This window comes from Pseudomonas sp. CLCA07 (assembly GCF_053615335.1).
In genome coordinates this window covers 2,074,301-2,095,115 of the sequence record NZ_CM132131.1, presented here as the reverse complement: position 1 = coordinate 2,095,115, position 20,815 = coordinate 2,074,301, and the positions used below count along the sequence as shown (strand labels likewise).

Genomic DNA, 20,815 nt, shown 5'->3' with positions numbered 1-20,815 from the left:
CACTTTTTTCGCGCTTCGAGGAGTAGAACATCCCGTAGGTTTTTGCCAGGTTTGTTTGCGATGCTTGATCCAGTTACGTATCGGTGTGCTTGAAGCGAAATGTGACAGAGGGGTTACAAGTAGCGCGGTGTTTACCTATCCCAAGCACTGCTAGACTGGCGCAATACTGGACTTGGTAAAGGTCAATCATGAAACCTTCAATCGCACTGGATCTAAAACGCGCAGCCGTACGCGAGGTCGTCGGCCGCTTTCGTGTATCCAATCCGCGTGTATTCGGTTCCGCATTATTCGGCACCGATAAAGAGGGGAGTGATCTGGATTTACTGGTGGATGCACTCCCGGGCGCCACGCTTTTCGATCTGGGCGGTCTTCAGGTTGAGCTCGAAGATTTACTGGGGGTTAGTGTCGACTTGCTAACGCCGGGGGATCTTCCGTTGAAGTTTCGTCAGCAGGTGCTGGAAGAGGCGCGGCCTGTATGACCGTCAACCGGCTCGGTGACTACCTGGACCACATGCGTCAAGCCGCTGGTGATGCACTTGTTTTCGTCGAGGGGTTGAGTAAAGACGAATTTTTCGACGACAAACGTACCCAGCAAGCAGTCATCATGAGCCTCATCATTATTGGCGAAGCGGCTACCAAGATAATGGATGGTTACGCGGACTTTGCAGGCAAAAATTCGCAAGTGCCGTGGCGCAGCATGCGCGGTATGCGTAATCGCATCGCTCATGGCTATTTCGATATCAATCTTGAGGTGGTGTGGGATACGGTTCAGGCAGCTTTGCCAGAACTATTGAAAGTGTTACCCACCGACCAAACCTGATTGCGCCTGCCGCCCGGCAGGCGCAATCAATTTCAATTAAGGCATCACCGGCGCCGTATACGTCAGCGTCGTCCCCAGCGCCCACAGCAGAAACAGCACCAGCGGCGTATGCACCAGCAACTGCACAAATGAAAACCCGATCAAGTCCCGCGCCTTCAACCCGAGCACGCCCAGCAGCGGCAGCATGTAGAACGGGTTGATCAGGTTCGGCAGCGCCTCGGCCGCGTTGTAGATTTGTACGGCCCAGCCCAGGTGATAGTTCAGGTCGGTGGCCACTTGCATGACGTACGGCGCTTCAATGATCCACTTGCCGCCGCCGGACGGGATGAAGAAGCCCAGAATCGCCGAGTACACGCCCATCAGCACCGCGTAGGTGTCGTGGGACGCGATGCTGACGAAGAAGGTCGAGATGTGGTGCGCCAGGGTCTGAGCGTCAGTGCCTTTGACCGTGGTCATTAACGCAGCGATCGAGCCGTACAGCGGGAACTGGATCAGCACGCCGGTGGTGGTCGGTACTGCGCGGGACACTGCGTCGAGGAAGCTGCGCGGACGCCAGTGCAGCAGTGCGCCGAGCATCAGGAACAGGAAGTTGTAGGTGTTCAGCCCGGAGATGGCGCTGAGCAACGGTTTGGTTGAAAACTCGTGGAACAGCCAACCGGCCGCCAGCAGCACCAGCAAAAGGGTCAGCAGCGGGCTGTATTCCAGCCATTCGCCGGGGCGAGTGCGTGGTTGCAGCGGTGGCAGGTTGAAACTCGGGTCGACGCCGCAGGCTTTGGCGTCACGGGCCGTGTTGGGACCTGGCGCGGTGGCGTAGGCAACGATCAGCGAGACCACGATCAGCGCCAGTAGCATGACACCGGATTGCCACAAAAAGATCGTTTGGGTGAAGGGAATGACCCCGGTGATCGCCAGGATCGACGGCGGCAGGCTGGCCGGGTTGGCCTGCAGTTGTGCAGCGGACGACGACAGGCCCAAGGCCCACACCGCACCAAGGCCCAGATAGACGGCAGCACCGGCGGCACGGTAATCCATTTTCAGGTCGGTACGGCGGGCGAGGGCGCGCACCAGCAAACCGCCAAACACCAGCGACAAGCCCCAGTTCAGCAACGAGGCGACCATGGAAATCAATGCCACCCAGGCTATTGCGGAGCGGCCGTTTTTCGGAAGGCGCGCCAGACGGTCGATCAGTTTCACCGCTGGCGGCGAGCTGGCGACCACATAACCGCCAATCACCACGAACGCCATCTGCATGGTGAACGGGATCAGGCTCCAGAACCCGTCACCGAACGCCATGGCGGCGTCAGTCGGTTTGGCGCCCATGAACAGGGTCGCTACGGCGACGATGATCACTGCCAGCGCGGCAAACACCCAGGAGTCGGGGAACCAGCGTTCGGCAAAATTTGAACAGCGCAGGGCAAAACGGGCAGAGCGGGTATCTTCGATATCAGCAGCCACGGGCGTACCTCGAATTTTTATGTTTATGGTGGTCTTCGGGCTGTAACGGCCCGTCTAGACAGATGCCAACAGTAAATCAACCGATCCTGCCGTGTGACAAAGTTTTACCAAAACAGGACTATGGTCTAACGGCTTGTCCGTGGAGGCGTTTGCGTAGACCATGGGCGCCTTGGTTTTTTTACCGGCTGCAGAGTTCTTTTTCATGACTGCCAACACCCCTTCGCGCCCGATGCCCTTTACCCGCTCGGACTACAAGACCCTCGGCCTTGCGGCCCTTGGCGGCGCGCTGGAAATCTATGATTTCATCATTTTCGTTTTCTTCGCCCTGACCCTCAGCCAACTGTTCTTCCCGCCGGAAATGCCCGAATGGCTACGCCTGTTGCAAAGCTTCGGGATTTTCGTCACCGGTTATCTGGCGCGCCCATTGGGCGGGATTCTGATGGCGCATTTCGCCGACCGGCTGGGGCGCAAGAAAGTCTTCAGCCTGAGCATCCTGATGATGGCGCTTCCGTGCCTGCTGATCGGGATCATGCCGACCTATGCGCAGATCGGCTATTGGGCACCGCTGCTGCTGTTGGTATTACGTGTCCTGCAAGGCGCGGCGGTGGGTGGTGAAGTGCCGAGCGCCTGGGTGTTTGTCGCCGAGCACGCGCCGGTCGGGCATCGCGGTTATGCCCTCGGTTTTCTGCAAGCCGGGCTGACCTTCGGTTACTTGATCGGCGCCCTCACCGCGACCTTTCTCGCACAGGCGTTCACCCCTGCGGAAATTCTCGATTTCGCCTGGCGTTACCCGTTCCTGCTGGGCGGTGTGTTCGGGGTGATCGGCGTCTGGCTGCGCCGCTGGCTCAGTGAAACCCCGGTGTTCATGGCGATGCAGGCCCAGCGCGATGCCGCCGTCGAACTGCCGTTGCGCACGGTCTTGCGTGAGCATCGTCTGGCGATGTTGCCGGCCATGATCCTCACCTGCGTGCTGACCTCGGCCGTGGTGGTATTCGTTGTCATCACTCCGACCATGATGCAAAAAACCTTCGGCATGACCGCCAGCCATACTTTCGCTCTGAGCGCGTTGGGCATTGTTTTCCTGAACATCGGCTGCGTGCTTGCCGGGTTGCTGGTCGATCGCATTGGCGCCTGGCGCACGGTCATGCTCTATAGCCTGTTGTTGCCGCTGGGCATTGGCGTGCTTTACGGCTGCCTGATCAGCGGCGGTAACTGGACAGGCCTGGCGTACGCGATTGCAGGCCTGAGTTGTGGGGTGGTCGGCGCGGTGCCGTCGGTGATGATCAGCCTGTTCCCGGCGCGGGTTCGCGTCTCGGGGATTTCCTTCACCTACAACATTGCCTACGCCGCGTGGGCAAGCATCACACCGCTGTTGTTGATTGGTCTGATGCCGTGGAGCCCGTGGATCTGCGTGATCTTCTGTGCAGTGATGGGGGCGGTGGGCGTTGGCAGCGCGGCGTATTTTGGTACGCGCATGCCCAAGATCGGTCATTGCGCGGCGGCTGGCGCGATGTAATCGCAGGTTGTGACGGCAACTATATTTGTAGGACAACCCTGAAACACTCTTCAGAAAGTACCCGTACCGCCGATGGCTAGGCAGCAGGCCGTTTTCCCTCCCAGTCCATCGGTGTTTTCCATGTTCAATAAACGCTTGAAGCAGGAGCTGTCGGCTCTTCGCGAAGAACTCTCCAGCCTTCAGCAAGTGAAGGACAGTCTGGAAAGCGAGATGCTGGTCCTGACCCTTGATCCAGATGGGCGGATTCAATCGGCCAACCAGAATTTCATCGCAGAGATGTTCTACAAGAGCAACGATCTGGTCGGTCGTCACATCGAAGACATTGTTCCCACCCATGTGAAATCAGACGAATTCCACCGCCGCTTCCAAAATGCGCTGTCCCGTGGCGAGCATTTCGCCGGTGCTGTGCGTTTGCTGCGGGGCAATGGCCAGGAAGCGTGGTTGCGGTCGATTTTGCAGCCGGTGCGCTCGGCGGATGGCCGAATCAAAAATTTCTCGATTTACTCCAGCGACCTGACACGCACCATCGAAGCGTCTCGTGAGCACGAGAACCTGATCGGCGCGCTGGTGCGCTCGACCGCGGTGATCGAGTTTGACCTTAATGGCAACGTGCTGACGGCTAATGATCGTTTTCTCGGCGGCATGGGGTACAGCCTCGCGCAGATCAAGGGCAAACATCACCGGACATTCTGTGAGCCGCAGGAGTACAACAGCGCCGAGTATCAGAACTTCTGGCGTCGCCTGAACGTGGGTGAGTTTGTCGCCGGCCGTTTCAAACGCTTCGACAGCCATGGCCGTGTGGTTTGGTTGGAAGCGTCCTACAACCCGGTGACCGACGCCAACAACAAGCTCTACAAAGTGGTGAAGTTCGCCACGGTGATTACCGATCAGGTCAATCAGGAAAACGCCGTTGCTGAAGCGGCCAACATTGCCTACAGCACCTCTCAGCAAACCGACCAAAGTGCCCGGCGCGGTACGGCCGTGGTGACTCAGGCGGTGGACGTCATGCGCGACTTGGCCAGGCACATGCAAACCGCTGGCGATGGCATCGAAGCCTTGAATGAGCAATCGCTGGTCATTGGCACCATCGTCAAAACCATCAGCGGCATTGCCGAACAGACCAACTTGCTGGCGCTCAACGCGGCCATTGAGGCCGCTCGGGCTGGTGAACAGGGCAGGGGGTTTGCCGTGGTCGCGGATGAGGTCCGGCAGTTGGCGTCTCGCACCAGCCAGGCCACCGATGAAATTGTCGGTGTTGTGCGACAGAACCAGGAGATGGCGCGCAATGCCGTGGCCCTGATGACCGACGGCAAACTTCAGGCGGAACAAGGTCTGGCGCTGGCGGCTGAAGCCGGCACGGTGATTGTCGAGATTCAGGACGGTGCGCAGAAGGTGGTGAACGCGGTGGGGCAGTTCGCCAATCAGCTGGCGACTTGATCCCTGCCGTCGCGGTGAAAATCGCTACAATCGGCTCTTTTCCCAGGAGCAGACAACATGAGCGATTCCCACCGCCGGCCGGTTCCTTTGTCCAAGGCGTATCGTCTGCTCAATCATGGGCCGACCGTACTGGTGAGCGCGGCCCATGATGGCCAGCGCAATATCATGGCCGCCGCCTGGGCCATGCCGCTGGATTTCGAACCGCCGAAAATTGCCGTGGTGCTGGACAAGTCCACCTGGACCCGGCAACTGCTGGAGGCCTCGGGAACGTTCGTGCTGAACGTTCCCTGCGCGGCGCAGGCCGATATCACCCAGACCGTTGGCTCGACGTCAGGCCTGGAATTGACCCGGGGTCAAGGTCGGGACAAGTTCCAGGCCTATGGTTTGCCAACCTTCAGTGGTGAGCTGATCGACGCCCCTATGCTCGAAGGCTGTGTGGCATGGCTGGAATGTCGGCTGTTGCCAGAGCCCAATAATCATCAGCAATACGATCTGTTCCTGGCTGAAGTCATTGCCGCTCAGGCGGATGAGCGCGTCTTCAGTGAGGGCCGTTGGCACTTCGAAGGGCAGGATGCATTGCGCACCTTGCATCATGTGGCGGGCGGACATTTCCTGATGATTGGCGATCCGGTGGATGGCAAGACCCTGCCGTAATTCAGCCACCAGGCCTGCGTCCTTACAAGCGAATGTGATTTTTAGGATGGCTGCGGGTCGGGCGAGTCATCAAAAAGTCATGCAGCAACGATACCGATGCCGAGAACAACAGGGTTATGAGGCAGAGCATGAGCGTGGTCAGCCAATGGTTCAGTGAAATCGGCACGTCCTCCATGAAGGGGGCAATCATCAGGAAACCGACGATCGCCCCAAGGCCGGTACGCAGCAGGGTCAGGAAACTCGTCCCGACTTCCGCCGTGACCTTGTAGATCACCTCGAACCGTTCACGCATGCGGTCGCTTTTCAACCGGTGAATTTTCTTGTGAATGCACACCGCGATGTAGATCGTCAGCAGGCAAAAGCCATGGCTGATGATGGGCGCGCTGGCCAGCAACGACTGGAGTATGGCTTGCAGTTCGGCCTGACTCGTCGAGTGGATCAGCAGGGGGATGGCGCCAAGAATGAAGCCCACGATCAGTTCGGTTTTAAAGCGCTTGAGAAACGCACCAGACTCATTGCGCGAATTGCTCTTCCAACGGTTGCTCATCAAATGTAAACGCCTTGGTGGTTGTGAAAAGTTTCGGACGCGCAGGGTTTGAACGGGGAAACCCGCTGGTCAAATCATGACGCCTGCGATTCGGGACACACTTTAAAACAACTGCTGAAACACTTATGTCTGAAGCTTCCGAGGGTGTTGGAGGGCGATTCCCACAGCGTTGTGGGCTTTGCGAGAAGTGCTGGATCTGGCGCTGGAGAAGCGCACAACGCGACGGGCTTTGAAATACAAAACGCCCGATGCGGTGCATCGGGCGTTAGGGTGAAACAGGTGTAAACCTATTTCAGGACTAGACACCATGTACGAATCAATCCCCCAATGCTTCCCCTTCGCGCCGAGGATCGGCCCCACCGGCCAGCGATGCGTTTCCATGCGCATCCTTGACCCGAACAATCGCCTGAGTACCGCTGGTCATGTCGATCTCACTCACGCTGTGCCCTTTGTCCTTCAACGCCTGTATCAACTCGATGCTGAACTCTCCCCGTTCCAGCTCTGTCGGGCCATTGCGGCTGCCGAAGTTGGGCAGGTTGATGGCGGCTTGTGGGTCGAGGTTCCAGTCGAGCAGGCCGATGGTGGATTTGGCGACGTATTCGATGATTTGCGAGCCGCCGGGAGAGCCGAGGGTGGCGAGGAATTCACCGCTCTGGCGGTCGAAAATCAGGGTCGGAGCCATGGACGAGCGTGGGCGTTTGCCGGGTTCGACGCGGTTGGCGACTTTTTGCCCGTTTTCTTCGGGGATGAACGAGAAGTCGGTCAGCTCGTTATTGAGGAGGAACCCCTGAACCATCACATGCGAGCCGAATCCGGATTCAATGGTGGTGGTCATGGACACGGCGCCGCCTTGGTCATCCACGGCCACCACTTGAGAAGTAGAGATTCGCAGCGGCGAACGGTCCGGCGCGTAGGCCACCTGAATGCCCGGCGGGGTGCCGGGTTTGGCCACGCCCATGCTGCGATCACCGATCAGGGCGGCGCGGCTGGCCAGATAAGCCGGGTCGACCAGCCCTTTGACAGGCACGGGCACGAAATCGGCGTCGGCCACGTACTGCGCGCGGTCGGCGTAGGCCAGGCGCTCGGCTTCGGCGATCAGGTGCACCGCTTCCGGGGCGGGCTCAGTGCCAGCGGGTTTTTGGGTCCGGACCGGTTTAAGCGGCGCCAGGGCGAAACGCGGGTCGCGGGTTTCCAGGGCCTGCAAGGTGCCGAGGATCTGCGCCACGGCGATCCCGCCGGACGACGGCGGCGGCATGCCGCACACCTGCCAGCGTTTGTAGTCGGTGCACAGCGGCGCGCGTTCCTTGGCCTGGTAGCCCTGGAGATCGTTCAGCGACAGGCTGCCGGGGTTGGCGTGCCCCTGAACCTTGGTGACGATCTCTTGCGCGATGGCGCCTTTGTACAACGCGTCAGGCCCTTCGTTGGCGATGCGTTTCAACACAGCGGCCAGTGCCGGATTCTTCAACAGTGTGCCGGCGGCTTTCGGGCTGCCATCAGCGTTCAGAAAGTAGGCCACCATGTCCGGCGAGCTGCGCATGGACGAATCCGAGGCGATCAATTGGTGCAGACGCGGCGAAATGGGGAAGCCTTGCTCCGCGAGTTGGATGGCAGGTTCGAACAGCTTCGCCCACGGAAGACGACCGTGTTTGTGGTGGGCCAGCTCAAGCGCTCGCAAAACGCCCGGCGTCCCTACCGAACGACCGCCAATCTGCGCTGGGGTGAATGCCATCGGTGTGCCGTCGGTCTGTAGGAAAAGTTTCTCGGTAGCGCCGGCCGGTGCGGTTTCGCGACCGTCGAAAGTGCGCACAGCCTTGCCATCCCAGAGCACAATCAATGCGCCGCCGCCAATGCCGGAGGATTGTGGCTCGACCAACGTCAGTACCGCTTGCATCGCAATCGCGGCATCAATCGCCGAGCCACCCTGACGCAGCATTTCCCGACCGGCTTCGGCCGCCAGAGGATTGGCCGCTGCCGCCATATGTCTGGACGCGTACCGGGTTTGCAGGTCGGTGCGATAGCCCGAGGCGCTTTCTGGCGCAACCGGCAATGTCGACGTAGGTGGCGCGTTGCAGGCGCTGAGGGTCAGCGCAATGGCGATCAGCGACAGGGCCGAGCGGCGATAGCGGTTCAAGTGGAAGGCTGAGAACACGTTGGGGCACTCCGTCCGTGGGGAAAGTTACCGGGACTTTATCGGTCGCCTCGGGGTGGCGCAAACCAAGGCCTACAGTAAAGCTGTTTTTGCCCTTCATGAATCGACGGATTTTCTGTAGGGTCGAGCGCAACAGACGGGTCAGAAGATCAACAAGAGGCAGACATGCAGACTGAGTTCCCCATCCAGCCAAGTTACCGTACTCAACGAGAGCAGTTCCTCGCGGCAGCCACCGAGGCCGGTGCGACGTTGACCGAATACCCGCATCCACTCAAAGGGCCTTTCGGGGAGCCCTTGAGCACCGATGTGGCGGTGCTGGGCGATCCGGGCGCCAAGCGGTTGCTGATAGCGCTGAGCGGCACGCATGGCGTCGAAGGCTTCTACGGTTCGGGTTGCCAGATCAAATGGATGCAGGACTTGGGCAAGCGCTCACTGCCGGCCGATGTGGCCGTGGTGTTCATTCACCTGATTAATCCCTGGGGCACCGCCTGGCTGCGGCGGGTTAATGAAGACAACATCGACCTGAACCGCAATCACCTGAACTTCGAGCGTCCGCTGCCGCACAATCAAGCTTACGCAACGCTGCATGACATCTACGCCTGCACTGAGCTGCAAGGTCCTGAGCGTGAACGCGCCGATGCCTTACTCGACGAGCAGATTCGCCAACATGGCTGGCCGGCGGTGATGTCGATTGTCGAGGGCGGCCAGCACAGTCACCCCGACGGTCTGTTTTTCGGTGGGCTGGCGCCAAGCTGGTCGAATCGCACGCTGCACGCCATCCTGCAAAAGCATATTGCCCACGCCGACGTGGCCATGTGTTTCGACTTGCACACGGGGGCCGGCGAGTACGGTCATCCGATGTTGTTGACGATCACCGAGGCAGCTTATCCGGCACTCCCGGAGGCGCAGGACATTTACGGCCCGTGGCTCTACACGCTGTTGACCGGCACCGACACCTTGAGCGAAACCGGTGTGGCGGCAACCGCTACCGGCTACACCTCGCAGGCGCTAATCGATGCGTTACCGCAGGTACGATTGATGCCCTTTGTGATTGAGTGCGGAACGTATCCGGGGGCCGACGTGCATCGTCATTTGCGCGATGACCACTGGCTGCATCTGCATGGCAATCCGAGTGATGCAGTGGGGCACGGGATCAAGCTGAATCTGCTGGAGCAGTTCTATCCGGCGGACAACGACTGGCAGGCGATGGTCTGGCTGCGTACCTGGCAAATTTGGGAGCGGGCGCTGTCAGCGTTGCCGACAATTCGCATCTGACGCGGATCACCCTGAACCCATGGGGTTCAGGGTACTTTTCTCGAGGCATAAAAAAACGGCCTACCTTTCGGTAAGCCGTTTTTAGTACTTGGTGGCTACACAGGGACTTGAACCCCGGACCCCAGCATTATGAATGCTATGCTCTAACCAACTGAGCTATGTAGCCAAGTGGCGCGCATTATTGGCTTGGAACGATGATGTGTCAAGCGTAAATCTAAAATATTTCTCTACGCTTTCAACTGCTTATCCTCCTGACCCGAAAAAACGGGCCGGAGGAGGGCATCAACTGAGCTGAAATCTCCCGGTATTCGCGCTCAGGGCCTTGCTGCCCTGGCTCAAGGTGTCTGCCGCCAGGTTCACTGCCCGCGCGCCTTCCAGCAACCTTACCGCCGCCTGATCAACCTGTTGAATGTTGCCGCTGACTTCATCGGCGGTGCTGGCCTGTTCTTCCACCGCGGTCGCGATGTGCGCCAGGGTGTCGGTCACGCCTTGCACCGCGAGGGCAATTTCCCCGAGGCGTTCACCCAGGCCGGTGACGGATTGGGCATCACTTTGTGCCTGGCGACAGGCCACTTCCATCAGGCTGACCGCCTCATTCACGGTGCTGCGCAGGCTGTCGACCGTGCAGGCAATTTGCGCGGTGGAGGCCTGGGTGCGTTGTGACAGGCTGCGCACTTCATCGGCCACCACGGCAAAACCACGACCTTGCTCGCCCGCGCGAGCGGCCTCGATAGCCGCGTTGAGCGCCAACAGGTTGGTTTGCTCGGCGACACCGCGAATGGTGTCGACCACCAATTGAATCTGTTGCCCTTGCTCACTGACCCGACCCAGTGCCGCCGCGGTGTCGTTCAAGCGCTGATTGAGCTGCTGAATGCTTGCGGTGGTGCGCTGACTGTCTCGGCTGCTGTCGGCGGCAATGCGCTGGGTGTGCTGAGCGCTGCCTGACGCCTGTTCACAACTCTGGGCGACCCCTTGAGAGGTGGCCGCCAGTTGCGTGGCCGCAGCAGCGATCTGGCTGATTTGCAGTTGTTGCGCTTCGACTTCGCCGAGTGCGCCGCTGGAGTGATGATTGAGCGTGCGTACCGCGTTGCTCACCTGCAAGGTTTCGTGATCGACTCCCTGCAAGCTATTGCGCAATTGCACCACGGCGACGTTCAGGGCGGTGCTGATAGCCGCCAGTTCGTCTTGGCCCTGCACGGGGGCTTGCAGGCTCAGATTGCCGTCACGCAAGGCTTCGGCCAGCAGTGTGATACCACTGGCGCTGCGCCGGATCGAGGCTTGCAGGCAGATAAACAAGTACAGCGCGGCCAGTAGCAGGCAACCAAAGATCGTCGCCACCACAATGAACTGGCGAATCGCCGAGCCGTGGTAGTAATCCAGACGTTGATCCAGCGACATCAACGATTGCTGGCGCAGGGATGCAAGGTCGGTGAGCAGGGCGTCGAGGTTGCGTTCAAACTCTTCCGGCTTAAGGTTGATGCTGCCGCCGAACACGCCGTCATCCAGCACCTTCAGGCTCGTGTCGAGCTGTTTGACGCTGTCTCGGTACTGCCCGGCCCAGCTTTGCAATGCGCTAGGCAGGCGGGCTTCCAGGAGCGTGGCGGTTTTCACCAACTGCTCCCGGGCATCGCCGATACGACTGCGCAGGTCACGCAGTTGCAGACGGCTTTGCAGGGTGAACTGCCCGGAGACAACCGACGCCTGACCGACGCTGGCCAGGCGGCCGACCCGTTCGATCAGGTCCGGCGCGTGCTGGGTGGAGATCTGCGTCAGCAGGTAGGTTTCCAGCCACGGCGCCAGCGTCAGGCGATTGTCCATGGCGATCTGTTCGCGCAGGGCTTGCAGGGCGCTCAAGGCGTTGGTGAAACGGTCGTAACCGTCCGGCCACCAGCCGACACCGTTCAGGCTTTTCGAATCCAGGCCATTGAGCGCGGTTTGCAGGACTTGATAACGGGTTAGCGTTTCGCCCTCGGCGCCTTCAACATTCAGCGCGTTGCCGAGGTCTGAGGTGGCTTGAGCTACGGCCGGCTGAACCGCATCAAACGCAGCCATCGCAGCGAGGGTTGCGGGCGTCGGCTGGCGATTGGTTTCCGTGGCGCGCCAGCGAGCAGCGCGATCACGCTGGGCCGCGAGCAGGTTGTCGAGCGCATCCAGCGCGAGCAACTGACGCACACCAGCACGTTCGCCGGAGATCAGGCTGAGTTTGGCGCGATAATCCTGTCCGATCATCAACAGGCTGCCGGCCAGCGGCAGGATAAACAGGAGAAACAACAGCTGAAATTTGCGTGCGAAGCCAAAACGCCCCAGCAACCCGATCCCCGGTGATAAAAACGACATGCCCCATGACTCCTGTGGACACCACGCCCCATCGGCGTGCGTCGAGGTCATTGCGACCGCGACAGGTGCTCTTGTAAAAGGCCTCGAAAGTTCACCCTCGCCAGCTCTGTAGGCCGACTCTGTAGCGAAACTTCCCATTCTCGGATCCCTTTGTAAGAGGCCCGCATTGAAGGGGTTAAACAAGGCAAGATTTAGACCATGGCGTTGCGCTATCACCTGTCGGGCGTTGAATATTTAGTTCGTTAGCTGGCTAAGGGGATGGCAATGTCTCACCGAAAAATGGCACATTGACGCACCTGCCCGCGTGCACCCATCTGCTATACGGAAATACTCATGGCTATCAGCAACGTTCAGACCGGCGCGACGTCTGTACCCGCGACTTCACAAAGCAGCCCTTTGGTTGTGCGCATCATCGGCGCGGTGGCGCTGGCGCACCTCATCAACGACCTGATCCAGTCGGTGCTGCCGTCGATTTATCCGATGCTCAAGGCCAACTATGGCCTGACTTTTACCCAAGTCGGATTGATCACGCTGACCTTCCAACTGACCGCTTCGCTATTGCAGCCGTGGGTCGGTTACTACACCGACAGGCATCCCAAACCCTGGCTGCTTCCCGCCGGGACGGTGTGCACGCTGATCGGCATTGTGATGATGTCGATGGTCGGCACTTTCCCGTTGATTCTGCTGGCGGCGGGGTTGATCGGTATCGGTTCCTCGACCTTTCACCCGGAAGCCTCCCGCGTGGCGCGACTGGCCTCGGGCGGGCGATTTGGTTTGGCGCAATCGACCTTTCAGGTGGGCGGTAATGCCGGCTCGGCGTTCGGGCCGTTACTGGCGGCAGCGATCATCATTCCCTACGGTCAGGGTAATGTGGCCTGGTTCGGGCTATTCGCTGTGTTCGCGTTATTCGTGCTTTACCGGATCAGCCGCTGGTACGCCAACCACTTGAGCCTGTTCAAGCTCAAGCAAGGCCAGGCGGCGACGCATGGCTTGTCGAAGGGGAGGGTGATCAGTGCACTGGTGGTGCTTGGTTTGCTGGTGTTCTCCAAGTACTTCTACATGTCCAGCCTCACCAGCTACTTCACGTTCTACCTGATCGAGAAGTTCGACCTGTCGGTGGCCAGCTCGCAGCTGCACCTGTTCCTGTTTCTGGGCGCGGTCGCGGCGGGGACCTTCTTCGGTGGGCCGATCGGCGACAAGATCGGGCGTAAGGCGGTGATCTGGTTCTCGATCCTCGGTGTGGCGCCATTCACGCTGCTACTGCCGCACGTCGACCTGTTCTGGACCAGCATCTTGAGTGTGATCATCGGCTTCATCCTCGCCTCCGCGTTCTCGGCCATCGTGGTGTATGCCCAGGAATTGGTGCCGGGTAATGTCGGGATGATTGCTGGGGTGTTCTTTGGCTTGATGTTCGGTTTCGGCGGGATTGGCGCGGCGCTGCTGGGGCATCTGGCGGATGTGCACGGCATTGAATACGTGTACTTCCTGTGTTCGTTCTTGCCGTTGTTGGGTGTGCTGGCGATCTTCCTGCCAAGAACCAAAAAGGCCTGACCGTTCTGCGTTGTTAGTGGTATTTATTCCAGGCACAAAAAAGCCGCGTATCAAACGCGGCTTTTTCTTGGACGTGTGTCTTACACGTTGAAACGGAAGTGCATCACGTCGCCGTCTTTAACGATGTAATCCTTGCCTTCCAGACGCCATTTGCCGGCTTCTTTGGTACCGGCTTCGCCCTTGTACTGGATGAAGTCGTCATAGGCGATGACTTCGGCGCGGATGAAGCCTTTTTCGAAGTCGGTGTGGATCACGCCAGCGGCTTGTGGCGCGGTGGCACCGACGCGGACGGTCCAGGCGCGAACTTCTTCGACACCGGCGGTGAAGTAGGTCTGCAGGTGCAGCATTTCGTAGCCAGCGCGGATTACGCGGTTCAGGCCAGGTTCTTCGAGGCCCAGGGCTTCGAGGAACATGTCTTTCTCTTCGCCGTCTTCCAGCTCGGCGATTTCGGCTTCGATCTTGTTGCAGACCGGAACCACCATGGCGCCTTCTTCTTCGGCGATGGCTTTGACGATGTCCAGCAGCGGGTTGTTCTCGAAACCGTCTTCAGCGACGTTGGCGATGTACATGACCGGCTTGGTGGTCAGCAGGTGGAAGCCACGAATCACTGCTTTGTCGTCGGCGCCCATGTTCTTCATCAACGTGCGCGCAGGCTTGCCAAGGGTGAAGTGAGCGATCAACTGCTCCAGCAGGCCTTTCTGGACCACGGCGTCCTTGTCGCCACCCTTGGCGTTACGGGCCACTTTTTGCAGTTGCTTTTCGCAGCTGTCGAGGTCGGCGAAGATCAGTTCCAGGTCAATGATCTCGATGTCGCGTTTCGGGTCGACGCTGTTGGAGACGTGAATCACGTTCTCGTCTTCGAAGCAGCGGACCACGTGGGCGATGGCATCGGTTTCACGGATGTTGGCGAGGAACTTGTTGCCCAAGCCTTCACCTTTCGAGGCGCCGGCAACGAGGCCCGCGATGTCGACGAATTCCATGGTGGTCGGCAGGATGCGTTTTGGATTGACGATGGCCGCCAAGGCATCCAGGCGTGGATCCGGCATCGGCACGATACCGGTGTTCGGCTCGATGGTGCAGAAGGGGAAGTTCTCGGCCGCGATCCCGGATTTGGTCAGGGCGTTGAACAGGGTGGACTTGCCGACGTTAGGCAGGCCGACGATGCCGCAATTGAATCCCATGGTGTTTTCCCCGAGGAGTAGAGTCAGGCCTTCTGGCTGTGCAGGTTTTTCATCGCGCGGTTCCATTCACCGGCGAGGATATCCGGCAGCACGCCGAGGGCAAAGTCGATGCTGGCATCGAGTTTTTCCTGTTCGGCGCGAGGCGCACGACCCAGGACGAAATTTGAAACCATACTGGCAACGCCCGGGTGGCCAATGCCGAGCCGCAAGCGATGAAAGGTATTCTGATTACCCAGTTGCGCAATGATGTCGCGCAACCCGTTGTGACCGCCATGGCCGCCGCCCTGCTTGAGCTTGGCAACGCCCGGAGGCAGATCGAGTTCGTCGTGCGCCACGAGGATTTCTTCAGGCTTGATGCGGAAGAAACCTGCCAGAGCTGCTACGGCTTGGCCGCTACGGTTCATGTAGGTGGTGGGAATCAGCAGACGAACATCCTGACCCTGATGCGAATAGCGCCCGGTCAGGCCAAAATATTTGCGATCGGCGACAAGGTTTACGCCTTGTGCGTTCGCGATGCGCTCAACAAAAAGGGCCCCTGCGTTATGCCGGGTCTGTTCGTATTCAGCGCCTGGATTTCCCAGGCCAACGATCAGTTTGATGGCAGTCACGATAGGGGCCCTTCCTTGGAGTGGTGGATAACATCGCCGCAATCAGTATGTGCGGCGAAAGTGGACGAAAATTGCTCATTTACCATTATGTAAACTCCGCGTTCCCGCCCGCTTTCTCGCTACGTTCCAGTCCGCGATGTTTCCGGTCACTCCGGCGTACAGAGTAAATTACTCTGCAGCGCCTTCTGCAGCTTCTGGGGCAACACGTGGAGCGTGAACGTTGGCAACAGCCAGGTCGTTACCGTGAGCCAGAGCAACAAATTCAACGCCTTTAGGAGCGCTGATGTCGGACAGGTGAATGATCGAGCCGACTTCGGCGTTAGCCAGGTCAACTTCGATGAATTCAGGCAGGTCTTTTGGCAGGCAGGTCACTTCGATTTCAGCAACAACGTGCGAAATCTCGCCGCCTTTCTTCACTGGAGCAGCTTCGTTGATGAAGTGCACAGGAACGATAGCGGTCAGCTTTTGGCCGGCAACTACGCGTACGAAGTCAGCGTGCAGCACGTGGCCTTTGGCCGGGTGACGTTGCAGAGCCTTGATGATTACGTTTTGCTTGGTGCCGCCAACGTTCAGCTCGATGATGTGGCTGTAAGCCGCTTCGTTTTCGAGCAGTTTGGCAACTTCTTTAGCCAGCATGCTGATGGATTCAGGGGCTTTTTCGCCACCGTAAACTACAGCTGGTACCAGGCTTGCGAGACGACGCAGGCGGCGGCTCGCACCTTTCCCCAGGTCGGAACGCACTTCAGCATTCAGAGTAAAATCGTTCATGTTGTATCTCCAAAATAACCACATTCGCCCCAGCGTTTGCGACCAGCGCTAAAGGCGATATGGGCAAAAAAGCCCCGCCCCGACAGGAATGCCGGGGCGGGGCGCTTTTCGTCAACGTGATGAATGAGAAGGGCAGGGCCCTTAACGGAACATCGCGCTGATCGATTCTTCATTGCTGATGCGGCGGACCGCCTCGGCAACTACCGGCGCGATATCCAGTTGACGGATACGCGAGCAGGCTTGTGCAGCAGCGGACAACGGGATGGTGTTAGTCACCACCAGTTCGTCCAGCATGGAATTTTCGATGTTTTCGATCGCCCGACCGGACAGCACAGGGTGTGTGCAGTAGGCGAAAACCTTGGCAGCGCCATGCTCTTTCAAGGCCTTTGCCGCGTGGCACAGAGTGCCGGCGGTATCGACCATGTCATCGACCAGAATACAGGTACGCCCTTCGACATCACCGATGATATGCATCACTTCAGAGTGATTGGCTTTCTCACGGCGTTTGTCGATGATCCCGAGATCCACGCCCAGGGATTTGGCAACAGCACGTGCACGCACGACGCCACCAATGTCCGGGGACACGATCATCAGGTTTTCGAAGCGCTGATCTTCAATGTCATCCACCAATACCGGGGAGCCGTAGATGTTATCTACCGGAATATCGAAGAAACCCTGGATTTGGTCAGCATGCAGATCAACCGTGAGAACACGGTCGATGCCGACTACGGTAAGCATGTCAGCAACGACTTTCGCGCTGATAGCTACACGTGCGGAACGCGGACGGCGATCCTGACGGGCATAACCAAAGTAAGGAATAACAGCAGTGATACGAGTAGCCGAGGAGCGGCGGAAGGCATCAGCCATCACTACCAGTTCCATCAGGTTATCGTTGGTCGGAGCGCAAGTCGGCTGAATAATGAAGACGTCTTTACCGCGGACGTTTTCATTGATCTCGGCTGTAATTTCGCCGTCGGAAAACTTACCGACAGAGATGTCACCGAGAGGGATATGCAGCTGACGTACGACACGCCGAGCCAGATCGGGGTTGGCGTTCCCCGTAAAGACCATCATCTTGGACACGCGCAGTACCTGAAGGCTGAGGGTAACCTGGATGAGTATAGGAAAATGGCAGGGGCGGCTGGATTCGAACCAACGCATGGCAGGATCAAAACCTGCTGCCTTACCGCTTGGCGACGCCCCTGTATCTGTTGCAACGATTACCCAGTAATCGGTTCCTTTAGAGCAGACTTTGCAGCTTGCGATGCAACATCGAAACGTTGCTTCCCTTTGCTACAAACCCTGTAAGGGTCTCTGTAAGAAGGGCCGAGACTTTATCAGCTTCAGCTTTGCTTGGGAAGCCCCCAAACACACAACTTCCAGTTCCGGTGAGTTTTGCTTCGGTAAATTTACCTAACAAATTCAAAGCGTTACGTACCTCTGGATAACGCCTTGTTACCACCGGTAAGCAGTCATTACGACTGTTTCCCTTGGGAACGGGGCGCACTTTAATGGGAGGAGAGTTACGTGTCAACAGCGGATCTGAAAAAATTTCTGCTGTACTTACAGATACTTGCGGTACCAGCACGACATACCACGGTTCTTCGGGGTCTACAGGGGTCAGTTTCTCCCCTACGCCTTCGGCAAAAGCTGCGTGACCGCGCACGAAAACCGGGACGTCAGCGCCCAGTCCAAGGCCCAGCGCCGCCAGTCGATCCTCGTCCCAACCCAATTGCCAGAGATGATTCAAACCCAGCAATGTCGTCGCGGCATTGGAGCTGCCTCCGCCAATTCCGCCCCCCATGGGCAGGACTTTCTCGATCCAGATATCCATGCCGAGCGCACAACCGGATTGCTCCTGAAGTTGCTTGGCGGCCTTGACGATCAAATTGTTGTCGTGGGGGACGCCATCGAATTCGGTGTGTAAACGGATCACGCCGTCGTCGCGAACGGCGAAGGTGATCTCATCGCCGTAATCGAGGAACTGAAAAATCGTCTGCAGCTCGTGATAACCGTCTTCACGGCGACCGAGGATGTGCAGCATCAGATTGAGTTTGGCCGGGGAGGGCAGAGTCAAGCGGGGAGTCGTCATATTCACGACCCCAGCTTGCGTGGTTGCCATTCCTTGATCACCAGCGTGACATCAAGGTCGGTGCCGTGCAGCTTGATTTTTTCGGGCAGCCAGAAACCGTTTTGTTGTGTGTAAGAGGAGTATTCAACCTGCCAGCCATCCTGTTCGAGGCTCGCCAGGCGGCTGTCGGTATCCAGCGTCAATTTGCTTTTGCTGTCGGGCGCCGGGAGCCCGCGGACCCACCAGGCCAGATTCGACACCGGTAATTTCCAGCCCAGTTGTTCTTCCAGCAGTATTTCCGGGTTCGGTGCGTCATAGCGCCCCTGATTGGCGACTTCCAGCGAGACCTTGCCAGGTCGGCCGGTCAGGCGTGCGGCGCCGCGACCCAGCGGGCCGGAAAGGCGGATGTCGTAGTAATCCTGACGCTGCAGCCAGAACAGGGTGCCGCTGCCCGAGTCTTTGGGCGCGCGGATGCCAATCTTGCCGTTGATCTGCCAACCGTCGAGGCTGGTCAGTTGCTGTTTGTTTTCGCGCCATTGGGCCGGATTACCGTGACCTTCGACCGATTCGCGGGCACCAAAACCTGCGCAACCGGCGAGCAGGGCGATAAAACTGAAAACGATAATGTGGCGCAAAAACATAATCTTAAAGAGTCTCTGATCCGGTCAGGCGCTTGATGGTGCCGCGCAGGGTAGGGCTGTCGGGTTGTTCCTTGAGGAATTTGCCCCAGATTTGTTTGGCTTCCCGCTGTTTGCCATTGGCCCACAGGACTTCACCCAAGTGGGCGGCGACTTCCTGATCGGGGAAGCGATCCAGCGCTTGGCGCAGATAGCGCTCGGCTTCATCGAGATTGCCCAGGCGGTAGTTCACCCAGCCGAGGCTGTCGAGTACTGCCGGGTCTTCCGGATTGATTTGGTGTGCCTGTTCGATCAGGGCCTTGGCTTCGGCATACCGCGTGGTGCGGTCGGACAGGGTGTAGCCGAGCGCATTCAATGCCATGGCATTGTCCGGGTCGCGCTTGATGATCAGGCGCAGGTCTTTTTCCATCTGCGCCAGGTCATTGCGTTTTTCCGCCTGCATGGCGCGGGTGTACAGCAGATTCAGATCATCCGGGTACTGCTGCAAGGCTTTCTGCAAGACAGCCCAAGCTTTGTCCCCCTGTTTGTTGGCAGACAGGGTTTCGGCCTCGATCAAATACAACTGAATGGCGTAATCCGGCTGCTCGTCGCGCTCGGCCGCCAGGCGGCGTTGCGCTTCGGCGGTCCTGCCGTTGTCCATCAGAATATCGGCCTGACGCAATTGTGCCGGCAAGTATTCGTTGCCCGGCCCGACTTTGCCATACTCGATCAGCGCGCCTTGAGGGTCGTTGCGTTCTTCAGCGATACGGCCGAGGTTCAGGTGGGCGGAATCAACGTGGCTATCGCGGGCGATCAGCTCTTCAAGCAAGCCCTTGGCCTGATTCCAGTCCTTGTCTTCCAGACAGACCAGTGCCAGGGAGTAACGCAACTCGTCGTCTTCCGGGTATTGCTGAACCAGGCTTGCAAACTCGGCTTTGGCGTCATCCATGCGGTCTTGTTCAACCAGCATGCGCGCGTAAGTCAGGCGCAGGCGTTTGTCGTCCGGGTATTTCTTGATGCTTTTTTGCAGCAGCGGCAAGGCTTCGTCGCCACGGTTGAGCACTTGCAGCAGGCGCGCGCGCAGCAGAATCGGGGCGATTTCGCCATCGTCCGGTGGATTGTTTTCCAACAGGGTCAACGCGCCTTTGGCATCACCATCCTGTTGCATCAGCAAGGCCTTGCCAAATATCAACTGGCTGTTTTTCGGGTGTCGCTGCAACAAACTGTCGAAACTTTTCATCAAACCGTTGCGCGTTTCCTGGTCAGTATCGGCCGCGGCCAGGGCAAGAAAGTCGAAATGCGTGTCGCCTTTGCCTAGCAGGACTTTTTCCATATAGACCATGGAGTCGTCGTAACGACCGGCGCGGGCCAGTTGCACGGCGACCGCACGCTGTGCTTCCAGGTCGTTGGGGGCGTTTTTTGCCCAGATCAGCGAGGTGTCCAGGGCGGCCTGATCGGCGCCCAGGTACTCGGCAATGCGAAACGCTCGCTCGGAGATGCCGGGATCCTGTGTGTTGATGGCCTGGGTCACGTAGTTGTCCAAAGCAATGTCGTAACGATTGCGCTGGCCAGCCAGTTCGGCGCTCAACAGACTGAAGACGGTTTCTTCACTGAATGAGCTGTAAACCTTGGGCTTTTCAGGGGCCGGACTGCTGTCTTCAACCGGCGATGTACCGTCCGGCGACACGGGTGCCAAGGCCTGGCAGCCGCTAAGGAAGACAAAAGCGAGGAGCAACGCGGAAGATCTATTCATATAGGAAAAGGACGACTAACCTGCGGTCGGATCATCATGACACAAGCCTTCGGCCAAACATAACCGAGTCTCAATC

18 protein-coding genes, 2 tRNA genes and 1 pseudogene are annotated in these 20,815 nt (G+C 58.6%); 8 read left to right on the top strand and 13 right to left on the bottom strand.

Annotation, left to right across the window (positions count from 1 at the left end; all coding sequences use genetic code 11):
• Positions 1 to 188 precede the first annotated feature (188 nt).
• Complete coding sequence (locus tag ACWGZX_RS09600) at positions 189 to 479, top strand: nucleotidyltransferase family protein (protein WP_452628153.1); 291 nt, start codon at positions 189 to 191, stop codon at positions 477 to 479.
• Positions 476 to 820, top strand: coding sequence for a HepT-like ribonuclease domain-containing protein (locus ACWGZX_RS09595; RefSeq protein ID WP_452628152.1), 345 nt, complete (start codon positions 476 to 478; stop codon positions 818 to 820). The genes ACWGZX_RS09600 and ACWGZX_RS09595 overlap by 4 nt, the downstream gene beginning before the upstream one ends.
• Before the next feature lie 36 nt (positions 821 to 856).
• Here the strand turns inward: ACWGZX_RS09595 and ACWGZX_RS09590 are convergent, their stop codons facing one another.
• Positions 857 to 2,275 (bottom strand): short-chain fatty acid transporter, encoded by a 1,419-nt coding sequence (locus tag ACWGZX_RS09590; RefSeq protein ID WP_223519839.1) that lies wholly within the window; start codon positions 2,273 to 2,275, stop codon positions 857 to 859.
• A gap of 202 nt (positions 2,276 to 2,477) precedes the next feature.
• On the opposite strand from ACWGZX_RS09590, the gene ACWGZX_RS09585 reads away from it, so the two are divergent.
• The 4 genes and pseudogenes from ACWGZX_RS09585 (at position 2,478) to ACWGZX_RS09570 (ending at position 5,882) form a co-directional block, all read left to right on the top strand.
• Positions 2,478 to 3,791, top strand: a complete 1,314-nt coding sequence (locus ACWGZX_RS09585) for an MFS transporter (RefSeq protein ID WP_452628151.1) — start codon at positions 2,478 to 2,480, stop codon at positions 3,789 to 3,791.
• Positions 3,792 to 3,863: 72 nt separating this feature from the next.
• Positions 3,864 to 4,640 (top strand): annotated as a pseudogene (locus tag ACWGZX_RS09580) (PAS domain-containing protein); the annotation flags it as partial.
• Positions 4,620 to 5,228 (top strand): methyl-accepting chemotaxis protein, encoded by a 609-nt coding sequence (locus ACWGZX_RS09575; RefSeq protein ID WP_452628994.1) that lies wholly within the window; start codon positions 4,620 to 4,622, stop codon positions 5,226 to 5,228. The pseudogene ACWGZX_RS09580 and the gene ACWGZX_RS09575, both read left to right, overlap by 21 nt.
• Before the next feature lie 57 nt (positions 5,229 to 5,285).
• Positions 5,286 to 5,882, top strand: a complete 597-nt coding sequence (locus tag ACWGZX_RS09570) for a flavin reductase family protein (protein ID WP_452628150.1) — start codon at positions 5,286 to 5,288, stop codon at positions 5,880 to 5,882.
• Positions 5,883 to 5,904: 22 nt separating this feature from the next.
• On the opposite strand, the gene ACWGZX_RS09565 is transcribed toward ACWGZX_RS09570, so the two are convergent.
• Together ACWGZX_RS09565 and ggt are read right to left on the bottom strand one after the other, a co-directional pair.
• Entirely contained in the window at positions 5,905 to 6,429 is a 525-nt protein-coding gene (locus ACWGZX_RS09565) for a hypothetical protein (protein WP_452628149.1), read from the bottom strand.
• A gap of 316 nt (positions 6,430 to 6,745) precedes the next feature.
• Complete coding sequence (gene ggt / locus ACWGZX_RS09560) at positions 6,746 to 8,578, bottom strand: gamma-glutamyltransferase (RefSeq protein WP_452628148.1); 1,833 nt, start codon at positions 8,576 to 8,578, stop codon at positions 6,746 to 6,748.
• 165 nt (positions 8,579 to 8,743) lie between these two features.
• Here ggt and ACWGZX_RS09555 point away from each other — a divergent pair, with 165 nt between their 5' ends.
• Positions 8,744 to 9,853, top strand: coding sequence for a DUF2817 domain-containing protein (locus ACWGZX_RS09555; RefSeq protein ID WP_452628147.1), 1,110 nt, complete (start codon positions 8,744 to 8,746; stop codon positions 9,851 to 9,853).
• A gap of 89 nt (positions 9,854 to 9,942) precedes the next feature.
• Here ACWGZX_RS09555 and ACWGZX_RS09550 read toward each other — a convergent pair.
• Together ACWGZX_RS09550 and ACWGZX_RS09545 are read right to left on the bottom strand one after the other, a co-directional pair.
• A tRNA-Met gene (locus tag ACWGZX_RS09550) sits at positions 9,943 to 10,019 on the bottom strand.
• A 116-nt stretch (positions 10,020 to 10,135) separates the two neighbouring features.
• Positions 10,136 to 12,190: a methyl-accepting chemotaxis protein gene (locus ACWGZX_RS09545; protein ID WP_452628146.1), complete on the bottom strand. Its 2,055-nt coding sequence runs from the start codon at positions 12,188 to 12,190 to the stop codon at positions 10,136 to 10,138.
• Positions 12,191 to 12,523: 333 nt separating this feature from the next.
• Here ACWGZX_RS09545 and ACWGZX_RS09540 point away from each other — a divergent pair, with 333 nt between their 5' ends.
• Positions 12,524 to 13,741 carry an MFS transporter gene (locus tag ACWGZX_RS09540; RefSeq protein WP_452628145.1) on the top strand — a complete coding sequence of 406 codons (1,218 nt, stop codon included), beginning with the start codon at positions 12,524 to 12,526 and terminating at the stop codon, positions 13,739 to 13,741.
• Positions 13,742 to 13,821: 80 nt separating this feature from the next.
• Here the strand turns inward: ACWGZX_RS09540 and ychF are convergent, their stop codons facing one another.
• The 8 genes from ychF to ACWGZX_RS09500 form a co-directional block, all read right to left on the bottom strand.
• Complete coding sequence (ychF, locus tag ACWGZX_RS09535) at positions 13,822 to 14,922, bottom strand: redox-regulated ATPase YchF (protein WP_007942650.1); 1,101 nt, start codon at positions 14,920 to 14,922, stop codon at positions 13,822 to 13,824.
• A gap of 23 nt (positions 14,923 to 14,945) precedes the next feature.
• On the bottom strand, positions 14,946 to 15,530 hold the full coding sequence (gene pth, locus ACWGZX_RS09530) for an aminoacyl-tRNA hydrolase (protein ID WP_046030136.1): 585 nt from the start codon (positions 15,528 to 15,530) through the stop codon (positions 14,946 to 14,948).
• 168 nt (positions 15,531 to 15,698) lie between these two features.
• Positions 15,699 to 16,298 (bottom strand): 50S ribosomal protein L25/general stress protein Ctc, encoded by a 600-nt coding sequence (locus ACWGZX_RS09525; protein WP_140668560.1) that lies wholly within the window; start codon positions 16,296 to 16,298, stop codon positions 15,699 to 15,701.
• 141 nt (positions 16,299 to 16,439) lie between these two features.
• Complete coding sequence (locus ACWGZX_RS09520; protein WP_003208392.1) at positions 16,440 to 17,381, bottom strand: ribose-phosphate pyrophosphokinase; 942 nt, start codon at positions 17,379 to 17,381, stop codon at positions 16,440 to 16,442.
• 46 nt (positions 17,382 to 17,427) lie between these two features.
• Positions 17,428 to 17,502, bottom strand: a tRNA-Gln gene (locus tag ACWGZX_RS09515).
• A gap of 36 nt (positions 17,503 to 17,538) precedes the next feature.
• Positions 17,539 to 18,390 (bottom strand): 4-(cytidine 5'-diphospho)-2-C-methyl-D-erythritol kinase, encoded by an 852-nt coding sequence (gene ispE, locus ACWGZX_RS09510; RefSeq protein WP_452628993.1) that lies wholly within the window; start codon positions 18,388 to 18,390, stop codon positions 17,539 to 17,541.
• Positions 18,391 to 18,392: 2 nt separating this feature from the next.
• The gene (gene lolB, locus ACWGZX_RS09505; protein WP_223515439.1) at positions 18,393 to 19,010 is read right to left on the bottom strand and encodes a lipoprotein insertase outer membrane protein LolB; all 618 of its coding nucleotides are present in this window, start codon (positions 19,008 to 19,010) and stop codon (positions 18,393 to 18,395) included.
• 4 nt (positions 19,011 to 19,014) lie between these two features.
• Positions 19,015 to 20,739, bottom strand: a complete 1,725-nt coding sequence (locus ACWGZX_RS09500; RefSeq protein ID WP_452628144.1) for a tetratricopeptide repeat protein — start codon at positions 20,737 to 20,739, stop codon at positions 19,015 to 19,017.
• Positions 20,740 to 20,815: the final 76 nt, after the last annotated feature.

What these genes read in the sequence shown, in the direction of transcription:
- ACWGZX_RS09555 (WP_452628147.1), top strand. Translation starts at nt 8,744, where the DNA reads ATGCAGACTGAGTTCCCCATCCAGCCAAGTTACCGTACTCAACGAGAG.
- ispE (WP_452628993.1), bottom strand. Translation starts at nt 18,390, where the DNA reads ATGACGACTCCCCGCTTGACTCTGCCCTCCCCGGCCAAACTCAATCTG.
- ACWGZX_RS09540 (WP_452628145.1), top strand. Translation starts at nt 12,524, where the DNA reads ATGGCTATCAGCAACGTTCAGACCGGCGCGACGTCTGTACCCGCGACT.
- ACWGZX_RS09585 (WP_452628151.1), top strand. Translation starts at nt 2,478, where the DNA reads ATGACTGCCAACACCCCTTCGCGCCCGATGCCCTTTACCCGCTCGGAC.
- ACWGZX_RS09525 (WP_140668560.1), bottom strand. Translation starts at nt 16,298, where the DNA reads ATGAACGATTTTACTCTGAATGCTGAAGTGCGTTCCGACCTGGGGAAA.
- lolB (WP_223515439.1), bottom strand. Translation starts at nt 19,010, where the DNA reads ATGTTTTTGCGCCACATTATCGTTTTCAGTTTTATCGCCCTGCTCGCC.
- ACWGZX_RS09565 (WP_452628149.1), bottom strand. Translation starts at nt 6,429, where the DNA reads ATGAGCAACCGTTGGAAGAGCAATTCGCGCAATGAGTCTGGTGCGTTT.
- ACWGZX_RS09600 (WP_452628153.1), top strand. Translation starts at nt 189, where the DNA reads ATGAAACCTTCAATCGCACTGGATCTAAAACGCGCAGCCGTACGCGAG.
- ACWGZX_RS09545 (WP_452628146.1), bottom strand. Translation starts at nt 12,190, where the DNA reads ATGTCGTTTTTATCACCGGGGATCGGGTTGCTGGGGCGTTTTGGCTTC.
- ACWGZX_RS09500 (WP_452628144.1), bottom strand. Translation starts at nt 20,739, where the DNA reads ATGAATAGATCTTCCGCGTTGCTCCTCGCTTTTGTCTTCCTTAGCGGC.
- ACWGZX_RS09570 (WP_452628150.1), top strand. Translation starts at nt 5,286, where the DNA reads ATGAGCGATTCCCACCGCCGGCCGGTTCCTTTGTCCAAGGCGTATCGT.
- ychF (WP_007942650.1), bottom strand. Translation starts at nt 14,922, where the DNA reads ATGGGATTCAATTGCGGCATCGTCGGCCTGCCTAACGTCGGCAAGTCC.
- ACWGZX_RS09595 (WP_452628152.1), top strand. Translation starts at nt 476, where the DNA reads ATGACCGTCAACCGGCTCGGTGACTACCTGGACCACATGCGTCAAGCC.